The organism is Streptomyces sp. NPDC048172 (assembly GCF_043202595.1).
Classification (GTDB): domain Bacteria; phylum Actinomycetota; class Actinomycetes; order Streptomycetales; family Streptomycetaceae; genus Streptomyces.
The window spans coordinates 196,880-214,568 of sequence record NZ_JBIDAT010000010.1; the positions used below are offsets into that span (position 1 = coordinate 196,880).

Sequence of the window (17,689 nt, forward strand, 5' to 3'; positions counted from 1 at the left end):
CTGTTCATTGAGCGTACCGACCCCGCCGTCCGACGCTGGAGCGGTGATCAGTGCCCCTCTCGCCCTCCTCGCCTGCACCCAGTTCGTCCTGCTCCTCGACACCTCCGTCGTCAACGTCGCCGCACCGTCCATGGGCCGGGACCTCGGCCTCTCCCCCGCGGAGCTGTCCTGGGTGGCGAACGCCTACCTCGTCGCGTTCGGCGGTCTGCTCCTGCTCGCCGGACGCGCCGCCGATCTGCTGGGGCGGCGCCGGGTGTACGTCGCGGGGCTGGCCCTGCTGAGCGCGGCGAGCCTCCTGGGGGCCTGCGCCGCCACGGCGGGGGCGCTCGTCGCGGCCCGCGCGCTCCAGGGTGTCGGCGCCGCGCTCGCGGCCGCGGCGGCGCTGGCCCTGCTGCTGACCCTCTTCCCCGACGGACCCGAACGGCACCGGGCGCTCGGCGTCTTCGCCGCGACGGCCGGTGCGGGCGGGGCTGCGGGCACGGTGCTGGGCGGGGTGCTGACGAGCTGGCTCGGCTGGGAGTCGACGTTCGCGATGAACGTCCTCGCCGGGCTCGCGCTGCTCGCGCCCGCGCCCCGCCTCCTTCCCGAGGGACGCGCGCACGTGGCCGTACGCGCCACCCACGCCGAACGCCCGCTCGACCTGCCCGGCGCCGTCACCGTGACGCTCGGCCTGACGCTGCTCGCGTACGCACTCGTCGAGGCGGGCGAGAACGGCTGGCGCGCCCCGGCCCCGCTCCTCGCCGGGGCCGTCGCCGCCGCCCTGCTCGTCCTCTTCGCGCGGATCGAACGCCGGGCCGCGCACCCCCTCGTACCGCCCGGCGTGCTCCGGCGGCGCACGCTGCGCCGCGCGAACCTGCTCGCGGCGGCCTGGCAGATGGCGCTCTTCCCGATGTTCTTCCTGGTGAGCCTCTACCTCCAGCGGGTGCTCGGCCACTCGCCCGCGGCGGGCGGGCTCGGGCTGCTGCCGCTCTCGCTGGTGGTCGTCGCGGTGGCCGCCCGTACGGACCGGCTGATCCGGCGGTTCGGGACGCGCGCGGTGACGACGGCCGGCTTCACGCTCGTCGCACTCGGCATGGCCTGGCTCGCCCGCCTGCCGCCCACAGGCTCGTACGCGGCCGACGTGCTCCCTCCCAGCCTGCTGCTCGGCGTCGCGCTGCCGCTCGTGTCCGTGGCGACGCAGGCCGCCGCGGTCCACGGCGCGGGCGAGGAGGACGCGGGCCTCGTCTCCGGGCTGGTGAACACCAGCCTCCAGTTCGGCTCCGTCCTGGGCCTCGCGGTGCTCTCGGGCGTGGCCGCCGCCGTGACGGCCCGTTCCGGAGCGGCCGATCCACGGGCGGCGCTCACGGAGGGCTTCGCCGCCGCGCTCCTCACCGGGGCCGTACTCGCGGGCCTCGCGGCCCTGTTCAGCCTGCGCCTGCGCGTCGGCGACCCCACGAAAGGGAATCGATGACCGTCCACCGTTATCTCGTGACCGGCGCCACCGGCGCTCAAGGAGGGGCCGTCGCCCGGCTGCTGGCCGCCCGGGGAGCCGAGGTGCGCGGCCTCGCCCGCGGCACCGGCCCGGCAGCCGCAGGCGTCACCGTGCACGCGGGGGACCTCGGGGACGCCGCCGCCGTCCGCGCCGCGTTCGACGGCGTCACGCACGCCGCCGTGACGCTGCCCCTGGAGTACGACCACGCGACGGTCGTCCGTTACGCCCGTCACCTCGCCGCGGCCGCCCGCGCGGCCCGCGTCCGGCGGCTGGTCCTCAACACCAACACGCCGCTGCCCGAACGCCCCACGGGACGGCCGGGGTTCGAGACCCGGCGAGCCGCCGAGGAGGTGCTGCGCGGGAGCGGCGTCCCCACGGTCGTCGTCCGGCCGCCCGTCTACCTCGACAACCTCTTCAGCCCCTGGCACGGTCCCGCACTCGTCCGGGACGGCGTCCTCGCCTGCCCGTTGCCCGCGGAGCGGCGCGTGGCGTGGATGTCCCACGCCGACCTGGCCCGGGTGGTCGTGGCCGCGCTCGGCCGCGAGGGGAGGGAGCTGGAAGGGCGGGTGCTGTGCGTCGGGGGCGCGGAGGTGCTGACCGGCCCGGAGCTGGCCTCGGCCCTCGCGCGGGGACTGGGGCGGGACGTGCGCTACGTGCCGCTGGACGTGGCGCGCTTCGAGGAGGGGCTCGCGCGCGCGGTGGGTGCCGGGGCCGCCGCGGGCGTCGCCGGGATCTACCACCACGTGGCGAACGGGCAGGACCCCGGCCTCCTCGCCCCGGACCCGGCGCGCACGGCCCGCACGGCCCGCGCCCTGGGCGTACGCCTCACGCCCGCGGCCGAGTGGGCCGGAGCACAGCCCTGGGAACGGTGGGCGAACGCACCCACGCCGTAGGGCCCGGAACGCACAGCGTGCCCCGTCCGCCCCCGGAGAGGGAGCGGGCGAGGCACGCTGCGGAGCCCTACGCGGCCGGGACGGCCGACAGGAGCGAGGCGCTACTTCTTGTCGCCGCCCTTACCGCCCTTGCCGTCCTTGCCGTTCTTGTCGCCGCCGGGGCCCATCGTCTCGTAGATCTCCTTGCACATCGGGCAGACCGGGTACTTCTTGGGGTCGCGCCCCGGCACCCAGACCTTCCCGCAGAGCGCGACGACGGGCGTGCCGTCCATCGCGCTCGCCATGATCTTGTCCTTCTGGACATAGTGGGCGTACCGCTCGTGGTCGCCGTCACCGTGCGAAGTCTGCGGCGTGGGCTCGACAAGGGTGCCGGTGCTGCCGCCGCGCTCAGGCTCACTGATGCTCATGCAGTCCAAGGGTACTCAGTTCAGAGAAGGGTCGTCCGGGTACGTCGCCACGAGCGCCAACTCGCTGCGTTGCCGTCGCAGTACGGAACGCCACAGGCCCTCCGGCGCGGGCGAGGACACATCGCCGGGCTCCGACTCCACCACGTACCAGGCGCCCTCCGACAGCTCGTCCTCCAGCTGCCCGGGCCCCCAGCCCGCGTACCCCGCGAAGATCCGCAGGGAGCCCAGCTCGGCGGCGAGCAGCTCGGGCGGCGCCTCCAGGTCGACCAGGCCGATCGCGCCGTGCACCCGGCGCCACCCCAGCGGCCCGTCCGCGCCATCGGTCCCGTCGGGCCCGTCGGCCCCGTCGACCCCTTGCTCGGATCCCGCGTCGGTCGCTTCGGAACCGTCACCGGCCCCCTCGCCTCCCTCGCCCCCGTCGCCCGCCTCGGCCCCGCCCGTACGGTCCGCCATGTCGACGTCGGCACGCGGGGCGGCGGCTCTGGTACGGCCCACGCCGCCCGTCGGCACCACCGCGACACCCAGTGCCGCGTCCAGCGAGACGGGGCCGCCCTGGAAGACGACACCGGGCTCCCCGGCGAGCGCCGCCCAGGGCTCAAGGATGTCGCTGACGTCCACGGGCGTAGGACGGTTCAGCACCACGCCCAGTGAGCCCTCCTCGTCGTGGTCGAGGAGGAGCACCACCGCGCGGTCGAAATTCGGGTCGGCCAGCACCGGAGTGGCGACGAGCAGCCGCCCGGTGAGCGAGGACACCTCGGTCATACGGCAATGATCCCGCACCCGCGCCCTTCGCGGGGACCCAACCGCCAGATCGGTTCGCCGCCCGGAAACGGGGGCACTCGTGGGACCCCGCGAGGGGCGCGCCACCCATTCCCGCGCGGCGCCGCGGAACGATCCGGTCCGGACCCCATCGTGACGCCTCGGGAACGGAGCGTGTTATTGCGCACCTGTGACGTTCCCGCACCCCCCTCGGCCCTTCGGGAGGGGTCCGCGGGGCGATTACGATGACCTTTTGTCCCAACCCATCGCCAGGAACGCGGAGATCCATGACCGACAGCCCTGCCGACGTCCTGCTCGTCCACGGTGGCACCCCGCTGGAGGGCGAGATCCGTGTCCGTGGCGCGAAGAACCTCGTCCCGAAGGCCATGGTCGCCGCCCTGCTGGGCAGCGCGCCGAGCCGTCTGCGCAATGTGCCGGACATCCGTGACGTACGCGTCGTACGAGGTCTCCTCCAGTTGCACGGCGTCACCGTCCGCTCCGGCGACGAGCCGGGCGAGCTGGTGCTCGACCCGTCCCACGTCGAGAGCGCCAACGTCGCCGACATCGACGCCCACGCCGGGTCGTCCCGTATCCCGATCCTCTTCTGCGGCCCGCTGCTGCACCGCCTCGGCCACGCCTTCATCCCGGGCCTGGGCGGCTGCGACATCGGCGGACGCCCGGTGGACTTCCACTTCGACGTGCTGCGCCAGTTCGGCGCGACGATCGAGAAGCGCGCCGACGGCCAGTATCTGGAGGCCCCGCAGCGGCTGCGCGGCACCAAGATCCGGCTGCCGTACCCCTCGGTCGGCTCGACCGAACAGGTGCTGCTCACGGCCGTCCTCGCGGACGGTGTGACGGAACTCTCGAACGCGGCCGTCGAGCCGGAGATCGAAGACCTCATCTGCGTCCTGCAGAAGATGGGCGCGATCATCTCGATGGACACGGACCGGACGATCCGGATCACCGGTGTCGACTCCCTCGGCGGGTACAACCACAGCGCGCTCCCCGACCGCCTGGAGGCGGCCTCCTGGGCGAGCGCGGCGCTGGCCACCGAGGGCAGCGTGTACGTGCGCGGCGCGCAGCAGAAGTCGATGATCGCCTTCCTCAACACCTACCGGAAGGTCGGTGGCGCCTTCGAGATCGGCGACGAGGGCATCCGCTTCTGGCACCCGGGCGGCCCGCTCAACGCCATCGCGCTGGAGACGGATGTCCACCCGGGCTTCCAGACCGACTGGCAGCAGCCGCTGGTCGTGGCGCTGACCCAGGCCTCGGGTCTCTCGATCGTCCACGAGACGGTCTACGAGTCGCGGCTCGGCTTCACGTCCGCGCTCAACCAGATGGGCGCGCACATCCAGCTCTACCGCGAGTGCCTGGGTGGCATGCCGTGCCGTTTCGGGCAGCGCAACTTCCTGCACTCGGCGGTGGTCTCGGGCCCGACGAAGCTCCAGGGCGCGGACCTGGTGATCCCCGACCTGCGCGGCGGCTTCTCCTACCTGATCGCGGCGCTCGCCGCCCAGGGCACGTCCCGCGTCCACGGCATCGACCTCATCAATCGTGGCTACGAGAACTTCCAGCAGAAACTCGTAGAACTCGGCGCCAAGGTAGACCGCCCGTAGCGAACGATTCCGGACCCGGCGTGCCCCCCGCCCCACTGTGCTTGGGAAGTCTGCGCTTCTCCCTCCCGCGAAGCTTGGGAAGTCTGCGCAAGGCGCAGGGTTGGCAAGCGCAGCCCCCCACGCCGGGTGCCCCGCGTACAGGGCCGGGTTCGGGGAGCCCCGGGCTGTGCTTCGCGGGCCGCGCCCGCGTGGGGGCTGGGCGCGCAGTTCCCCGCGCCCCTTATGGGGCAAGCCCCGATGTGTCGTGACCGGTCGCGCCCACGCGGCGGAGCCGCACATGGACACGGGCCCGCGCCCCTGCCGGGGCGCTCAGGTCGCCGGAGCGGGCTCTCGCTGGGCGGCAGTGGTCACCACGGTCGTCACCACTGCCGCTCCGGCGAGGAAGATCAGGCCCGTGCCCAGGAACGCGTGGCCGTGATCCGTCGTGCCGGCAAGGGCCGCCAGGCCGACGGCCCCGCCGATCTGCTGGGCCGTGTTGAGGACGGCCGAAGAGATCCCCGTGTCCGACGGGGCCACGCCGCTGACCGCTCCGAGGGTCATGGGGACGAACCCGGCGCCCAGCCCGAGGGCCGTGACGAAGGCGGCGGGCATCAGCTCCGTCGCGTACGACGCGTCGGCGCCCAGCGTGGAGAACCAGAACAGGCCGAGCGCCGCGATCAGCAGGCCCGGTCCCGCCACAGCCCGCGGCGCGACGCGGCCGCTGAGCCGGGAGCTGAGGCCCGCCGCCGCGGCCATGCCGATGCTGAACGGCATGCTGGCGAAACCGGCCTCCACGGGGCTGTAACCGAGCACGAGCTGCATGTAGAGCGTCAGGAAGTAGAACATCGCGAACATGCCGCCGCCCATGAAGAGCATCGTGGCGTAACTCCCCGAGCGGTTACGGTCACGCAGCAGCCGCAGCGGCATCATCGGGTGCGCCGAACGGGCCTGGAGGCGCAGGAAGACGGCCAGCAGGACCAGCGCGGCGCCGAAGGAGAGCAGCGTGAGGCCGTCGCCCCAGCCGTGCTCGCCGCCGCGCGTGATGCCGTGGACGAGGGCGACGAGCCCGCCCGTGCCGGTGACCGCGCCGGGGACGTCCAGGCGCCCCGGGTGGCGTTCCGCCTCCGCCAGGGTGCGGGAGCCCGCGAGGATCAGCACCCCGATCGGGATGTTGATGAAGAAGACCCAGCGCCAGTCGACGCCGGTGAGCGCGCCGCCGAGCAGCATGCCGATCGTTCCGCCGACGCCGCCCATGGCCGCGTAGACGCCCATGGCCCTGTTGCGGGGCCCGCCCGCCGGGAACGTCGTGGTGATCAGCGCGAGCGCGCTGGGCGCGGCGAGCGCGGCGCCGGCGCCCTGCAGGACGCGGGCGCCGATGAGCGCCCCGGCGCCCGGCGCGAGCCCGCCGAGCAGCGAGGCGAGCGTGAAGACGGCGATGCCGAGCCGGAACACGCGGCGCCGTCCGAAGAGGTCCCCGGCGCGACCGCCGAGGAGGAGCAGGCCGCCGAAGGCGAGCGCGTAGGCGTTGACGACCCAGGCGAGATCCGCGTCGGAGACGTGCAGGTCGTTCTGGATGCTGGGCAGCGCGATATTGGTGATCGTCGCGTCGACGACCACGACGAGCTGGGCCGCGGCGATGACGAGAAGAGCCAGCACAGAGGGCACTCCGGGGGTGGAAGGAATACGCGAGGAAAAGAAAGAGAGAGCGGGAAAGGGAATTGCTCCCTTTCCCGCTCTCCATCCTTCCGTTCAAGCAGCTCCGGGAACTTTTCCCGGCCTTCGCGCCCGTCACCGGGAACGCTTCCCGGAGAACCCTCAACCCGCGGTGGAAACGGCCTCCACGAGGACCGGGTTCTCGTGCGGGGTGATCACGCAGCGCGCCCCGACGCCGAGCGACCCGGCCTCCCAGCTCGGCAGGTCGGCCTTGGCCTCGGCGCCGGAGTCGGTGGTGAGGTGCAGCCGGGTGGTGCCGCCGAGGAACGTGGCGACGCGTACGGTCGCGGGCTCCCCGCTGTCCGAAGCGTCCTCCGCGCTCACCTTCAGGCCCTCGGGCCGCAGCAGCACCTCGACCTCCGTACCGGCGTCCGGGCACGTGCCGTGGACCGGGAGGCGGCGGCCCAGGACCTCGACGTGGCCGCCGCCGGACGCGACCACGCCCGGCAGCCGGTTCATGGTGCCGACGAACTCGGCGACGAAGGGCGTCGCCGGGCGCTCGTACAGTTCGCTCGGCGCCGCGCACTGCTCCAGCTGCCCGTCCCGCATCACGGCGACGCGGTCGGCCATCGACAGCGCCTCCTCCTGGTCGTGGGTGACGAAGAGGGTGGTGATGCCGAGTTCGAGCTGCAGGCGGCGGATCTCCTCGCGGAGCTGGAGCCGCACCTTCGCGTCGAGCGCGGAGAGCGGCTCGTCCAGGAGCAGCACGCGCGGGCGTATCGCGAGGGCGCGGGCGAGCGCGACGCGCTGCTGCTGACCGCCGGAGAGCTGGTGCGGGTAGTGCCCGCCACGCCCCGGCAGGCCGACGAGGTCGAGCAGCTCCTCGGCCCGCGCGGCCCGTTCGGCCTTGGCGGTCTTCCGTACGCGCAGCCCGTAGGCGACGTTCTCGGCGGCCGTCATGTTGGGGAAGAGGCTGTAGGACTGGAAGACCATGCCGATGTCGCGGCGGTTGGCGGGGAGGGACGAGACGTCCTCGCCGTCCATGAGCAGCGAGCCGGAGTCGGCGGTCTCGAAGCCCGCGACGATGCGCAGGGCCGTCGTCTTGCCGCAGCCGGAGGGGCCGAGCAGAGCGACGAGTTCGCCGGGGGCGATGTCGAGGTCGAGCCCGTCGAGCGCGGTCGTACGCCCGAAGGCGCGGCGCAGCCCGTCCAGCCGCAGGCCGACGCCCGCGCGGGTGGTGGTGGGTTCCGGTGCGGTCGTGGTCATGAGGTGGTCTTCCTCCGGTCGCGGGCACGGCTGCGGAGCCGCCCGCCGGCGAGGTTGGTGAGCAGGAGCAGCAGGCCCCAGGTGATCAGCAGGCTGAGCATGGCGGCGGCGACGGAGAGCTGTGCCTCGTACTCGCCGACGTGCACCATCCACACCGCGAACGGCTCGAAGCCGAGCACCGTCGCGACGGTGAACTCGCCCAGCACCATGGCCAGGCTGAGCACCGCGCCGCTGACGATCGCGGGCCGCAGGTTCGGCACGACGACGCGCCACAGCGTGGCCACGCGGGTGGCGCCGAGGCTCCGGGAGGCCTCGACCAGCGTCCGCAGGTCGATCGCGCGCAGCCCCGCGTCCAGCGAGCGGTGCAGGAACGGCAGCGACATGACCGTGTAGACGAGGACGAGGACCAGCGGGAAGCTCTTGTCGTGGAGGAGCTGGAAGGTGCGGTAGAACGGCGTGGTCATCAGGTCCTCCTCCCAGGAGAGGACCGTGCTGACGCCCGCCACCAGCGCGATGGGCGGCACGATCAGCGGCACCATGCACAGCACCTCGATCAGCCGCCGCAGCTTCGGCAGCCGCAGCGTGACGACGACCATGGTCGGCACCATCAGCAGCAGTCCGAGCGCGACGGTCGCGAGCCCGAGCCGCAGCGAGAGCAGCAGGCTGCGGAGCATCCCCTCGTCGCTGAGCCCCTTGGTGTACGCGTCGAGGTTGAGCCCCTTGGCGGGGTCGTCGACGGTGAACCAGAGCGAGGCGGCGACCGGCACCAGGAAGTAGAGGGAGGCGAGGAGGAGGACCCCGATCCCGCCGAACCGCCTCTGTCGTACGGCGCTCATCCCAGCCACCTCTCGCTCCGGCGTCGCAGCGGAATCTGGACGGCGATGACGAGCAGCGCGATCACCACCATGTTGAGGCTCATGGCGAGCGCCAGGTTCTCCTGGCCGACGAGGACGTTGCCGGAGAGGGAGTTGGCGATCTGGATGGTGATGAGCGGCACCGAGCTGCCCGTCATCACGGCGGCGGTGGCGTGCGAGGCGAACGCGGTGCCGAACATCAGCACCGCGCCGCCCAGCAGCGAGGGCATCAGCACGGGCAGCCCGACGTGCCGCCAGAACTGCCCCCGGGTGGCCCCGCAGGAGGACGCGGCCTCCCGCCACTGGCCGCGCAGCCCGTCGAGCGCGGGCAGCACGGTGACCACCATCAGCGGCACCATGAAGTAGAGGTACGCGAGCACGAGTCCGGTGAAGGTGTAGAGGCTGAATCCGGCGCGCTGCAGCTCCAGCAGCCGCGTCACGGTGCCGGTCGTGCCGAGCGTGGCGATGAACGCGAAGGCGAGCGGGGCGCCGCTGAAGTTCGCGAAGACACCGGACGCCGAGACGACGGCCTTACGGAGCGCGCTGTTCCGGGCGTTGACGACCGCCTGCGCGATCACCGCGCCGAGCACGGTGGCGAGCACGGCGGTCAGCAGCGAGAGCTTCACGCTCCCGGCGAGCCCGGTGGCGTACTGGCCGGAGAGCGAGGTCGTCACGTTGTGCAGGCTGTACTCGCTGGCCCCGCCGTCGGGGTCGATCACCGTGAAGGCGTTGTACGCCATCGTCCCGGCCGGTACGCCGAAGCAGAGCGCCATGAAGGCGAAGAACGGCACCACGGCGGGCCAGCGGGGCACCCGTCGGGGCGCCTTCCGGGGCCCCGTCCGGGGCGCCCGTGTTGTCTTCGTCGTCGTCATCGTCAACTGACCGCCGCGCCCCAGCCCTCGCTGATCGTCTTCTGGGCCTTGGCCTCCTGCGCGGCCGAGGGGAACTTCGGCGTGCCGCTGACCTCGGGCAGCTTGGCGGCGGCCTTCTTGTCGGCGGAGCCGTCCTTCTCCATCTCCTCCAGCAGCGCGGGGCGGGAGAAGCCCTTGAGCCAGGTGTTCTGGCCCTGGGCGCTGTAGAGGAACTCGACCCAGAGGCGGGCCGCGGCCGGGTGCGGGGCGTACTTGTTGACGCCCTGGTTGTAGAACTGCGAGTACTGGCCGTCCTTCGGGACGCTGACCTTCCAGTCCACGCCCTTGGACTTCAGCTCCTCGCCGTAGCCGAGGTTGAGGTAGTCCCAGTCGATGGAGATGGGCGTCTCGCCCTTCTGGATGGTCGCCTTGGTCGACTCGACGGGCACGTAGTTCCCGTTCTTCTTCAGCTTCTTGAAGAAGTCGAGGCCCGGCTTGACGTCGTCGAATCCGCCGCCGTTGGCGAGGGAGGCGGCGATCACGGCGGAGAAGGCGGAGCTGGACTCGTTCGGGTTCCCGTTGAGCGCGACCTTGCCCTTGTACTTCGGGTCGAGCAGGTCCTTGAAGCTCTCGGGGCACTCCTTGACGGCCTTGGCGTCGCAGCCGATGGAGATGTAGCCGCCGTAGTTGTTCATGAAGGAGCCGTCGGGCTGCTTCTGCGCGGCGGGGATGTCCTTCCAGCCCTTGACCTTGTACGGCGCGAGGAGCTTCTTGGACTTGGCGGCCTGCATGAAGGCGGTGCCGAGGTCGAGCGCGTCCACGGCCCGGTCCTGGCCCTTGCGCTTGGCGGCGGCGTTGAGCGCGCCCTGGCTGCTGCCGCCCGGGTCCTCGTTGTTGACCTTGATCCCGTACTTCTTCTCGAAGGCCCGGATCATCTCGCCGTAGTTGGCCCAGGTCGGCGCGAGGGCGTAGACGTTCAGCTCGCCCTCCTTCTTCGCCGCCTTCACCAGCTTGTCCATGCCGCCGAAGTCGGCGGCCGAGGTGGCCTTCCCCGCCTTGCTGCCCGCGCCCTCGGCGGGCGCGGAGCCGCAGCCGGTGGCCGCTACGGAGAGGGTGACGGCCGCGGTGACGGCGCCCATCAGGGTCCGGTTCCGCCGGCGGCTCAGATGATCTGCCTTCACGTGCTCCACTCCACCTGTATGGACAAGTAACTACTTGGGCCTGGGCAAGCTAACAGGGTCGACACCCCGGAGCAAAGCCCTGCCGTCAGGAAAAAACCGCAGCTCAAAGCGTTACGAGAGAAGAGGTTTAGGGACTACGAGAGCGGTTATACGCATCGCTCGCACCCGCTGAGATGCGCAGAGCTGTGCGCAGGTGACATGATCAGGCCCACGGCACACCGCAGTCACGTCATGTCACGGCACAGAGGAGCCCCGTTGTCCCGACGCCATGAGCAGATCGCCGACGATCTGCGCCGCGCGATCTCCGGGGGGCACCACCCCGTGGGCTCGTCGCTCCCCTCCGAGGCCGAACTCGCCGCCGCGCACGGCGCGTCCCGCGGCACCGTCCGGCAGGCGATCGCCGCGCTCCAGGCCGAGGGGCTCATCGGCTCCCGCCAGGGCGCCCGCCGCGTCGTGCTCTCCGCCACGCCCAGCCAGACCTTCACCGAGCTGCGCAGCTTCGCCCAGTGGGCCCGCGCGGGCGGCCGTACGGCGGGCGGACGGGTCGTCACCTCGTCCTGGGACACGGCGCACGGCGACGAGGCCGCCCTCCTCCAGGTCGAGCCCGGCGCCCGCGTCCTGCGCGTGCTCCGCGTCCGTACGCTCGACGGGGAGCCCGTCCTCCTCGAACGCACCGCGTACGCCGCGTGGATCGCCCCCGCCGTGCGCGAACTCCCCGACGACTGCGAGTCCGTCACCCAGCGGCTCTACGAGACCCGGGGCCTGGTCTTCGCGCACGGCGAGCACCACATCGACGCGGTCGCCGCCGGAACGGTCGACGCCGAGCACCTCCGGCTGCGCCGCGGCGCCCCGTTGCTGCGCGTACGCCGCACCACGACCACCGCCGAGGGCCGCCCCGTCGAGACCTCCGACGACCGCTACAGCCCCGGCTCCGTCGTCTTCACGGTCCGCAACTCCACGCAGACCAACCCCCTCACCCGCACCAGCCCCGAATGAGCGAGCCCCACGTGCCCACCTTCCCGCTCCCCGCTGCCCTCCTGTGCGACATGGACGGCACGCTGGTGGACACCGAACGCGACTGGCTGACGAGCGTCGCGGACATGCTGCCCCCCGGCACCGACATCACCCCGTTCGCGGGCCTCCCCGTCCCCACGGCCGCACGGCGGCTCGCCGCGCTGCTCCCGGCCCTCACCCCCGAGGACGCCGAGAGCCGCCTCGACGCAGCCTTCACGGCGCGCGTACGGGCGGGTGTCACGGTCCAGCCGGGCGCCCTGCGCCTGCTGGACCGGGCCCGTGCGCTCGGCGTCCCCGTGGCGCTTGTCACAGCCTCGGAGCGCGCGGTCGCCGACGAGGTCCTGCGCACCCTGGGCGCCCACCGCTTCGCCCACTCCGTCACCTCCGGCGAGACCCCCGAGGGCAAGCCCCACCCGGCCCCCTACCTCGCCGCGGCCCGCGCCCTGGGCGTCGCCCCGGAGGCCTGCCTGGCGGTGGAGGACACCCCGACGGGCGTCGCCTCGGCCCGCGCGGCGGGCTGCCACGTCCTGGCCGTCCCCACGGTCCCGGGCATCACGCCGGGCCCGTCGGTGACGCTCGCGGACTCGCTGGAGGGCGTGGCCTTCGAGGCGTGACCGTGCGCGCGAACGCGACGAGGGGCGTACCGGAAGCGGATCCGGTACGCCCCTCGTCATGTGGGCGCTTCAGAGCGTGAGGGGGCTCACTTGCCCTTGGCGGCTTCCTTCAGCTTCGAGCCCGCCGAAACCTTGACGCTGTACCCGGCCGGGATCTGGATCGGGTCACCGGTCTGCGGGTTGCGCGCGGTGCGAGCGGCACGGTGGGTGCGCTCGAAGGTGAGGAAGCCGGGGATGGTGACCTTCTCGTCGCCCTTGGCGACGACCTCGCCAACGGTCTCGGCGAAGGCCGCGAGGATCGCGTCGGCGTCCTTACGGGTCACCTCGGCGCGCTCGGACAGAGCGGCCACCAGCTCACTGCGGTTCATATTCGTACTCCCGTGTTTTTCTTGCCGATGAGGCGTGCCACGCGGCGGAGCCGCATATCGGGCACAGCGAAGCCGATGCTGCCAGGGCCCTGTGACAGTCCCCGGACCCGGGTCCGCCTCTGACCCTTGCGCCCCTTGGGGTGTCCCCCTGGACGGAGTCCACGAGGGAGCATCCTGCCCCTACCTGCGGCGGGAAAGCCAATCCGGCGGCCTCGCTGTGCCGACATCCCCTGCCTTTGTCTGCCGCAACATTACGGGCGCCGTCCACGCAACCTTCCACCCGACGCGCCGTGCTCGCCTGGGCGAGCACGGCACAAAGCACTCACAGAGCGCCAAAAACGGATGAACGCCCGGTCTGCGTCCGGTCAGCGTGCCGCCTTCGCCGCGTCCCTGACCGCCCCGGCGACGGCTCCCGAGACCTTCTCGTTGAAGACGCTGGGCACGATGTAGTTCGCGTTCAGCTCGTCCTCCTGCACCACGTCGGCCAGGGCGCGGGCGGCGGCGAGCATCATCGTGTCGTCGACCGTGCGCGACTGCGCGTCCAGCAGGCCGCGGAAGACGCCGGGGAAGACCAGCACGTTGTTGATCTGGTTCGGGAAGTCGGAGCGGCCCGTGGCGACCACGGCCGCCGTCTCGCGCGCCGCCGCCGGGTCGACCTCGGGGTCGGGATTGGCGAGCGCGAACACGATCGCGCCCTCCGCCATCTTCGCGACGTCGCTCCCGTCCAGCACGTTCGGCGCGGAGACGCCGATGAAGACGTCGGCGCCGACCACGGCGTCCTTGAGCGTGCCGGTGCGGCCCTCGGGGTTGGTGTTGTCGGCGACCCAGCGCATCGGCGAGCCCTCCTCGGCGTTCGCGAGGTCCTCGCGGCCCGAGTGGACGACGCCGTGGATGTCGGCCACGACGGCGTGCTGGACGCCCGCCTCCAGGAGGAGCTTCAGGATGGCCGTACCGGCCGCGCCCGCGCCGGACATGACGACGCGGATGTGCTCGATCCGCTTGTTCACCACCCGCAGCGCGTTGTAGAGCGCGGAGAGCACGACGATGGCCGTGCCGTGCTGGTCGTCGTGGAAGACCGGGATGTCGACGGCCTCGCGCAGCCGGGCCTCGATCTCGAAGCAGCGGGGCGCGGAGATGTCCTCCAGGTTGATCCCCGCGAAGCCGGGGGCGATCGCCTTGACGATCTCGACGATCGCGTCGGTGTCCTGGGTGTCGAGGCAGAGCGGCCAGGCGTCGATCCCGGCGAAGCGCTTGAAGAGCGCCGCCTTGCCCTCCATGACGGGCAGCGCGGCCTGCGGGCCGATGTTGCCGAGCCCGAGGACGGCGGAACCGTCGGTCACGACGGCAACGCTGTTCCGCTTGATGGTGAGGCGGCGCGCGTCCTCCGGGTGCTCCGCGATCTGCGTGCAGACGCGGGCCACGCCCGGCGTGTAGACCATCGAAAGGTCGTCGCGATTGCGAATGGGGTGCTTCGACGACATCTCGATCTTGCCGCCGAGGTGCATCAGGAACGTACGGTCCGAGACCTTGCCGAGCGCGACGCCCTCGATCGCGCTGAGCTTGCTGACGATCTCGTCGGCGTGGTCCGTCGAGCTGGCGGCGATCGTCACGTCGATACGGAGCCGCTCGTGGCCGGACGCGGTCACGTCGAGGCCGGTGACCGAGCCGCCCGAGGACTCCACGACCGTGGTGATCTGACTGACCGCGGTACCGCCTGCCGGGACCTCGAGGCGGACCGTCATCGAGTAGGAGACGCTTGGCGCCATTGCCGACTTCCCTCTGCTTTCCCTTGTCACGTTGTGCACGTGGCCCACCCCTGCGGGAGCGGGTACGTCAACCGATCGTCCCACCTACCCCTCGGTACGCGGTAACGAGCCCCTCCGCCACTCCTTCGCGCGAAAACCCCCATCAATGCACGGGAAGCGGGTCGAATCCTGCCTAAGATCCCCCCGCACAACGGGACAAACCTAGGAGAGATCAGGGTCATGGCTCAGGGCACGGTCAAGTGGTTCAACGCCGAGAAGGGATACGGCTTCATCGCGCAGGAGGGCGGGGGCCCCGATGTCTTCGTGCACTACAGCTCGATCGACAGCGAGGGCTACCGCAGCCTGGAGGACGCCCAGCGCGTCGAGTTCGAGATCGCGCAGGGCCGGAAGGGCCCGCAGGCGGAACAGGTGCGCGTCGTCGCCAAGTGAGGAGTAAGTGACACCGACCCGCCAGCTCGCCTCGCGGCAAGTGGTCGCTCTGAGCGACAATGGTTGGGCCCGGGGGCATGGATCGGGCCGGTGCCACGTACAAGGCTAACAAAGAGACTCACGGGACGATTCCCGTACCGGCGACGGATTTTGATCCGCTCCGGGGCGCCCTCCGGATCACTCCCTCAGCAGGTCCGGGACCCCGGCCGCGTCCGGCAGGTCGGCTGCCCCGGAGAGCACCGTGAGGCGCTGGGTGGCCCGCGTCAGCGCGACGTAGAGCACCCGCAGCCCCGCCGGGGACTCGTCGGCGATCTGGGCGGGCGAGACGACCAGCGTCGCGTCGTACTCCAGGCCCTTGGCCTCCAGGCTCCCCAGCGCGACCACGCGGTCGCCCAGGCCCGCCAGCCACCGCGCGGCCTCCTCGCGGCGGCCCATCGCGACCACGACCCCGACCGTGCCCTCGACCTCGGACAGCAGCCGCTCCGCCTCCGCGCGCACGGCGGCGCCCAGCTCCCCGTCCGCGACGGCGAACCGCGGCTCGATCCCCGTCGAACGCACCGCGCGCGGCGGCTCCACGCCCGGCATCGCCAGCCGCAGCACCCGGTCGGCCAGCTCCGCGAGCTCCGCCGGGTTGCGGTAGTTGACGGTCAGCTCGAAGCGGCGGCGGGGACGCTTGCCCAGCGCCTCGTCACGCGCCTCCGCGGCCTCCTCCGGGTCGGACCACGAGGACTGCGCCGGGTCCCCCACGATCGTCCACGTCGCGGTCCGGCCGCGCCGGCCGACCATCCGCCACTGCATCGGCGTGAGGTCCTGCGCCTCGTCGACGATCACGTGCGCGTACTCGGTGCGCTCCTCCACCAGCCGCTCGGCCCGCTCGCGCCGGGAGGGCTCACGGTCGGCGTACGTCGTCAGCTCGTCCAGGCCCGTGAGCTGGTCCAGCGGATCGGCCTCGCGCTTCCTGGGACGGGCCGGGGCGCCGAGCAGCAGCCGCAGCTCGTCCAGGAGCGCGACGTCGTGCACGGAGAGCGGGCCCTGGCCGTCGGCGTCCAGCCGCCGCAGGGAGCGGGCCAGTTCCCGCACCTCGCCGGGGCGCAGCACGCGCCGCGCCCAGCGCGCCAGGCGGCCCTCGTCGGCCATCGCCGCGAGCACCTGGCGCGGGCTCAGCTCGGGCCACCAGGCGTCCAGGAAGGCGAGGAAGTCGTCCTCCGTCGCGATGTCCTCGTCGAAGCCCTGCCGGGCCTCGGCCGACAGCTCCGGGTCGTCCGGGTAGCGGCGGGTGCCGCCGGAGCGCTCCCAGAGCGCGTCGAGCAGCAGCTTGCGGGCGCGCGGCCGCATCAGGTTCACCGGCGCGGTGCCGCCGAGGACCTGCTGGCGCACCTTGTACAGCTCGTCGGGGCCCAGCTCGACGCGCGCCCCGAACGCCACCACCCGCAGCCGCTCCGGCACCGGCACCCTCGCCGAGCCGCGCGGCCCCAGGTCCAGCGCCCCGCGCGCGGCCTTGCGCAGCACCTTCTGCATCCGCGCCGAGCCCTTGATCCGGGCGACGGCCTGCGTGTCGTACGTGTCGGCCGACGCGCCCCCGAGACCCGCGGCGTCCTCCGCCAGCGAGCCCAGCGCGCGGATCGCGACCTGCCCCTCCTCGCCGAGCGAGGGGAGCACGCCCTCGGTGTACGAGACGAGCAGCGGGGTCGGGCTGACGATCAGGATGCCGCCCGCGTACCGCCGCCTGTCCTGGTAGAGCAGATACGCGGCGCGGTGCAGCGCCACGGCGGTCTTGCCGGTGCCGGGGCCGCCCTCGACCTCCGTCACGGAGGCGGCGGGGGCCCGGATGACCTCGTCCTGCTCGGCCTGGATCGAGGAAACGATGTCCCTCATGGCGTGGCTGCGGGCGCGGCCCAGCGCCGCCATCAGCGCGCCGTCCCCGACGACGGGCAGCTCGCCGCCCTCCAGCGCCTCGGTCGTCAGTTCGGGGCGCAGCAGGTCGTCCTCGACGCCGAGGACCCGGCGGCCCTTGCTGCGGATGACGCGGCGGCGCACGACGCGGCCGGGCGCGACCGGGGTCGCCCGGTAGAACGGGGCCGCGGCCGGGGCGCGCCAGTCGATCACCAGCGGTGAGTAGTCGGCGTCGAGCACGCCGAGGCGCCCGATGTGCAGGATCTCGGCGATCGAGGCCGTGGCGTCGTCCCGTACGGCGCCCTCGGCGGGCTCCACGGAGGTGTAGGCGCCGTCGGGGCCGCGCTTGCCGTCCTTGCCCTCCAGCAGGTCGATGCGGCCGAAGAGGAAGTCCTCGAACTCGCTGTTCAGGCGGTTGAGGTGGACGCCCGCGCGGAAGACCTGCGCGTCGCGTTCGGCGAGGGCGCCTGGCGTGCCGACCTGCGCCCGTTTCGAGGCATCGTCCATCAGGAACTCCGCCTCGTGGATCTTCTCCTCCAGGCGCCGGTAGACCTGGTCGAGGTGCGACTGCTCCGCGCGGATCTCCCGCGCCCGCAGGCCGTCGCCCTCCGCGTCTGTGTTCTCCGCGTTCTCCGCGAGCAATGCGGCGTTCCCCTTCTCATGGCCGTAGAGCAG

The 17,689-nt window shown here is 72.5% G+C and carries 16 protein-coding genes; 6 read left to right on the forward strand and 10 right to left on the reverse strand.

The annotated features are described in order from the left end of the window. Positions 1-43 precede the first annotated feature (43 nt). Together ACGF3A_RS36850 and ACGF3A_RS36855 are read left to right on the forward strand one after the other, a co-directional pair. Complete coding sequence (locus tag ACGF3A_RS36850) at positions 44-1,450, forward strand: MFS transporter (protein WP_393734860.1); 1,407 nt, start codon at positions 44-46, stop codon at positions 1,448-1,450. Continuing rightward, positions 1,447-2,364, forward strand: coding sequence for an SDR family oxidoreductase (locus tag ACGF3A_RS36855; protein WP_393734861.1), 918 nt, complete (start codon positions 1,447-1,449; stop codon positions 2,362-2,364). The genes ACGF3A_RS36850 and ACGF3A_RS36855 overlap by 4 nt, the downstream gene beginning before the upstream one ends. A gap of 101 nt (positions 2,365-2,465) precedes the next feature. Here the strand turns inward: ACGF3A_RS36855 and ACGF3A_RS36860 are convergent, their stop codons facing one another. Together ACGF3A_RS36860 and ACGF3A_RS36865 are read right to left on the reverse strand one after the other, a co-directional pair. Continuing rightward, positions 2,466-2,771 (reverse strand): DUF3039 domain-containing protein, encoded by a 306-nt coding sequence (locus ACGF3A_RS36860; RefSeq protein WP_393734862.1) that lies wholly within the window; start codon positions 2,769-2,771, stop codon positions 2,466-2,468. 15 nt (positions 2,772-2,786) lie between these two features. Then, the gene (locus tag ACGF3A_RS36865; protein ID WP_393734863.1) at positions 2,787-3,533 is read right to left on the reverse strand and encodes a YqgE/AlgH family protein; all 747 of its coding nucleotides are present in this window, start codon (positions 3,531-3,533) and stop codon (positions 2,787-2,789) included. A 284-nt stretch (positions 3,534-3,817) separates the two neighbouring features. On the opposite strand from ACGF3A_RS36865, the gene murA reads away from it, so the two are divergent. Further along, entirely contained in the window at positions 3,818-5,146 is a 1,329-nt protein-coding gene (murA, locus tag ACGF3A_RS36870; protein ID WP_393734864.1) for a UDP-N-acetylglucosamine 1-carboxyvinyltransferase, read from the forward strand. A gap of 309 nt (positions 5,147-5,455) precedes the next feature. Here murA and ACGF3A_RS36875 read toward each other — a convergent pair whose 3' ends face one another. The 5 genes from ACGF3A_RS36875 to ACGF3A_RS36895 all read right to left on the reverse strand — a co-directional run bounded on the left by ACGF3A_RS36875 (position 5,456) and on the right by ACGF3A_RS36895 (position 10,930). Next, positions 5,456-6,781 (reverse strand): MFS transporter, encoded by a 1,326-nt coding sequence (locus ACGF3A_RS36875; RefSeq protein ID WP_393734865.1) that lies wholly within the window; start codon positions 6,779-6,781, stop codon positions 5,456-5,458. 159 nt (positions 6,782-6,940) lie between these two features. Beyond that, a complete protein-coding gene (locus tag ACGF3A_RS36880) occupies positions 6,941-8,044 on the reverse strand; it encodes an ABC transporter ATP-binding protein (protein ID WP_393734866.1) in 1,104 nt (367 codons plus the stop codon). Continuing rightward, entirely contained in the window at positions 8,041-8,880 is an 840-nt protein-coding gene (locus ACGF3A_RS36885; RefSeq protein ID WP_393734867.1) for an ABC transporter permease, read from the reverse strand. The genes ACGF3A_RS36880 and ACGF3A_RS36885 overlap by 4 nt, the downstream gene beginning before the upstream one ends. After that, the gene (locus ACGF3A_RS36890) at positions 8,877-9,770 is read right to left on the reverse strand and encodes an ABC transporter permease (RefSeq protein WP_393734868.1); all 894 of its coding nucleotides are present in this window, start codon (positions 9,768-9,770) and stop codon (positions 8,877-8,879) included. Before ACGF3A_RS36890 ends, ACGF3A_RS36885 begins: the two co-directional genes overlap by 4 nt. 2 nt (positions 9,771-9,772) lie before the next feature. Further along, positions 9,773-10,930, reverse strand: a complete 1,158-nt coding sequence (locus ACGF3A_RS36895) for an ABC transporter substrate-binding protein (RefSeq protein ID WP_393734869.1) — start codon at positions 10,928-10,930, stop codon at positions 9,773-9,775. Between the two features lie 255 nt (positions 10,931-11,185). Between ACGF3A_RS36895 and ACGF3A_RS36900 the strand changes: the two genes are divergently transcribed. Further along, positions 11,186-11,926 carry a GntR family transcriptional regulator gene (locus ACGF3A_RS36900; RefSeq protein WP_393734870.1) on the forward strand — a complete coding sequence of 247 codons (741 nt, stop codon included), beginning with the start codon at positions 11,186-11,188 and terminating at the stop codon, positions 11,924-11,926. Continuing rightward, entirely contained in the window at positions 11,923-12,558 is a 636-nt protein-coding gene (locus ACGF3A_RS36905) for an HAD family hydrolase (protein ID WP_393734871.1), read from the forward strand. Before ACGF3A_RS36900 ends, ACGF3A_RS36905 begins: the two co-directional genes overlap by 4 nt. 86 nt (positions 12,559-12,644) lie before the next feature. On the opposite strand, the gene ACGF3A_RS36910 is transcribed toward ACGF3A_RS36905, so the two are convergent. Next, positions 12,645-12,926 (reverse strand): HU family DNA-binding protein, encoded by a 282-nt coding sequence (locus ACGF3A_RS36910; RefSeq protein WP_326690048.1) that lies wholly within the window; start codon positions 12,924-12,926, stop codon positions 12,645-12,647. A gap of 365 nt (positions 12,927-13,291) precedes the next feature. After that, a complete protein-coding gene (locus ACGF3A_RS36915; protein ID WP_393734872.1) occupies positions 13,292-14,692 on the reverse strand; it encodes an NAD-dependent malic enzyme in 1,401 nt (466 codons plus the stop codon). Between the two features lie 219 nt (positions 14,693-14,911). Here ACGF3A_RS36915 and ACGF3A_RS36920 point away from each other — a divergent pair, with 219 nt between their 5' ends. Beyond that, entirely contained in the window at positions 14,912-15,121 is a 210-nt protein-coding gene (locus ACGF3A_RS36920; protein WP_393734873.1) for a cold-shock protein, read from the forward strand. A 177-nt stretch (positions 15,122-15,298) separates the two neighbouring features. Here the strand turns inward: ACGF3A_RS36920 and ACGF3A_RS36925 are convergent, their stop codons facing one another. Beyond that, complete coding sequence (locus tag ACGF3A_RS36925) at positions 15,299-17,656, reverse strand: HelD family protein (RefSeq protein WP_393734874.1); 2,358 nt, start codon at positions 17,654-17,656, stop codon at positions 15,299-15,301. Positions 17,657-17,689: the final 33 nt, after the last annotated feature.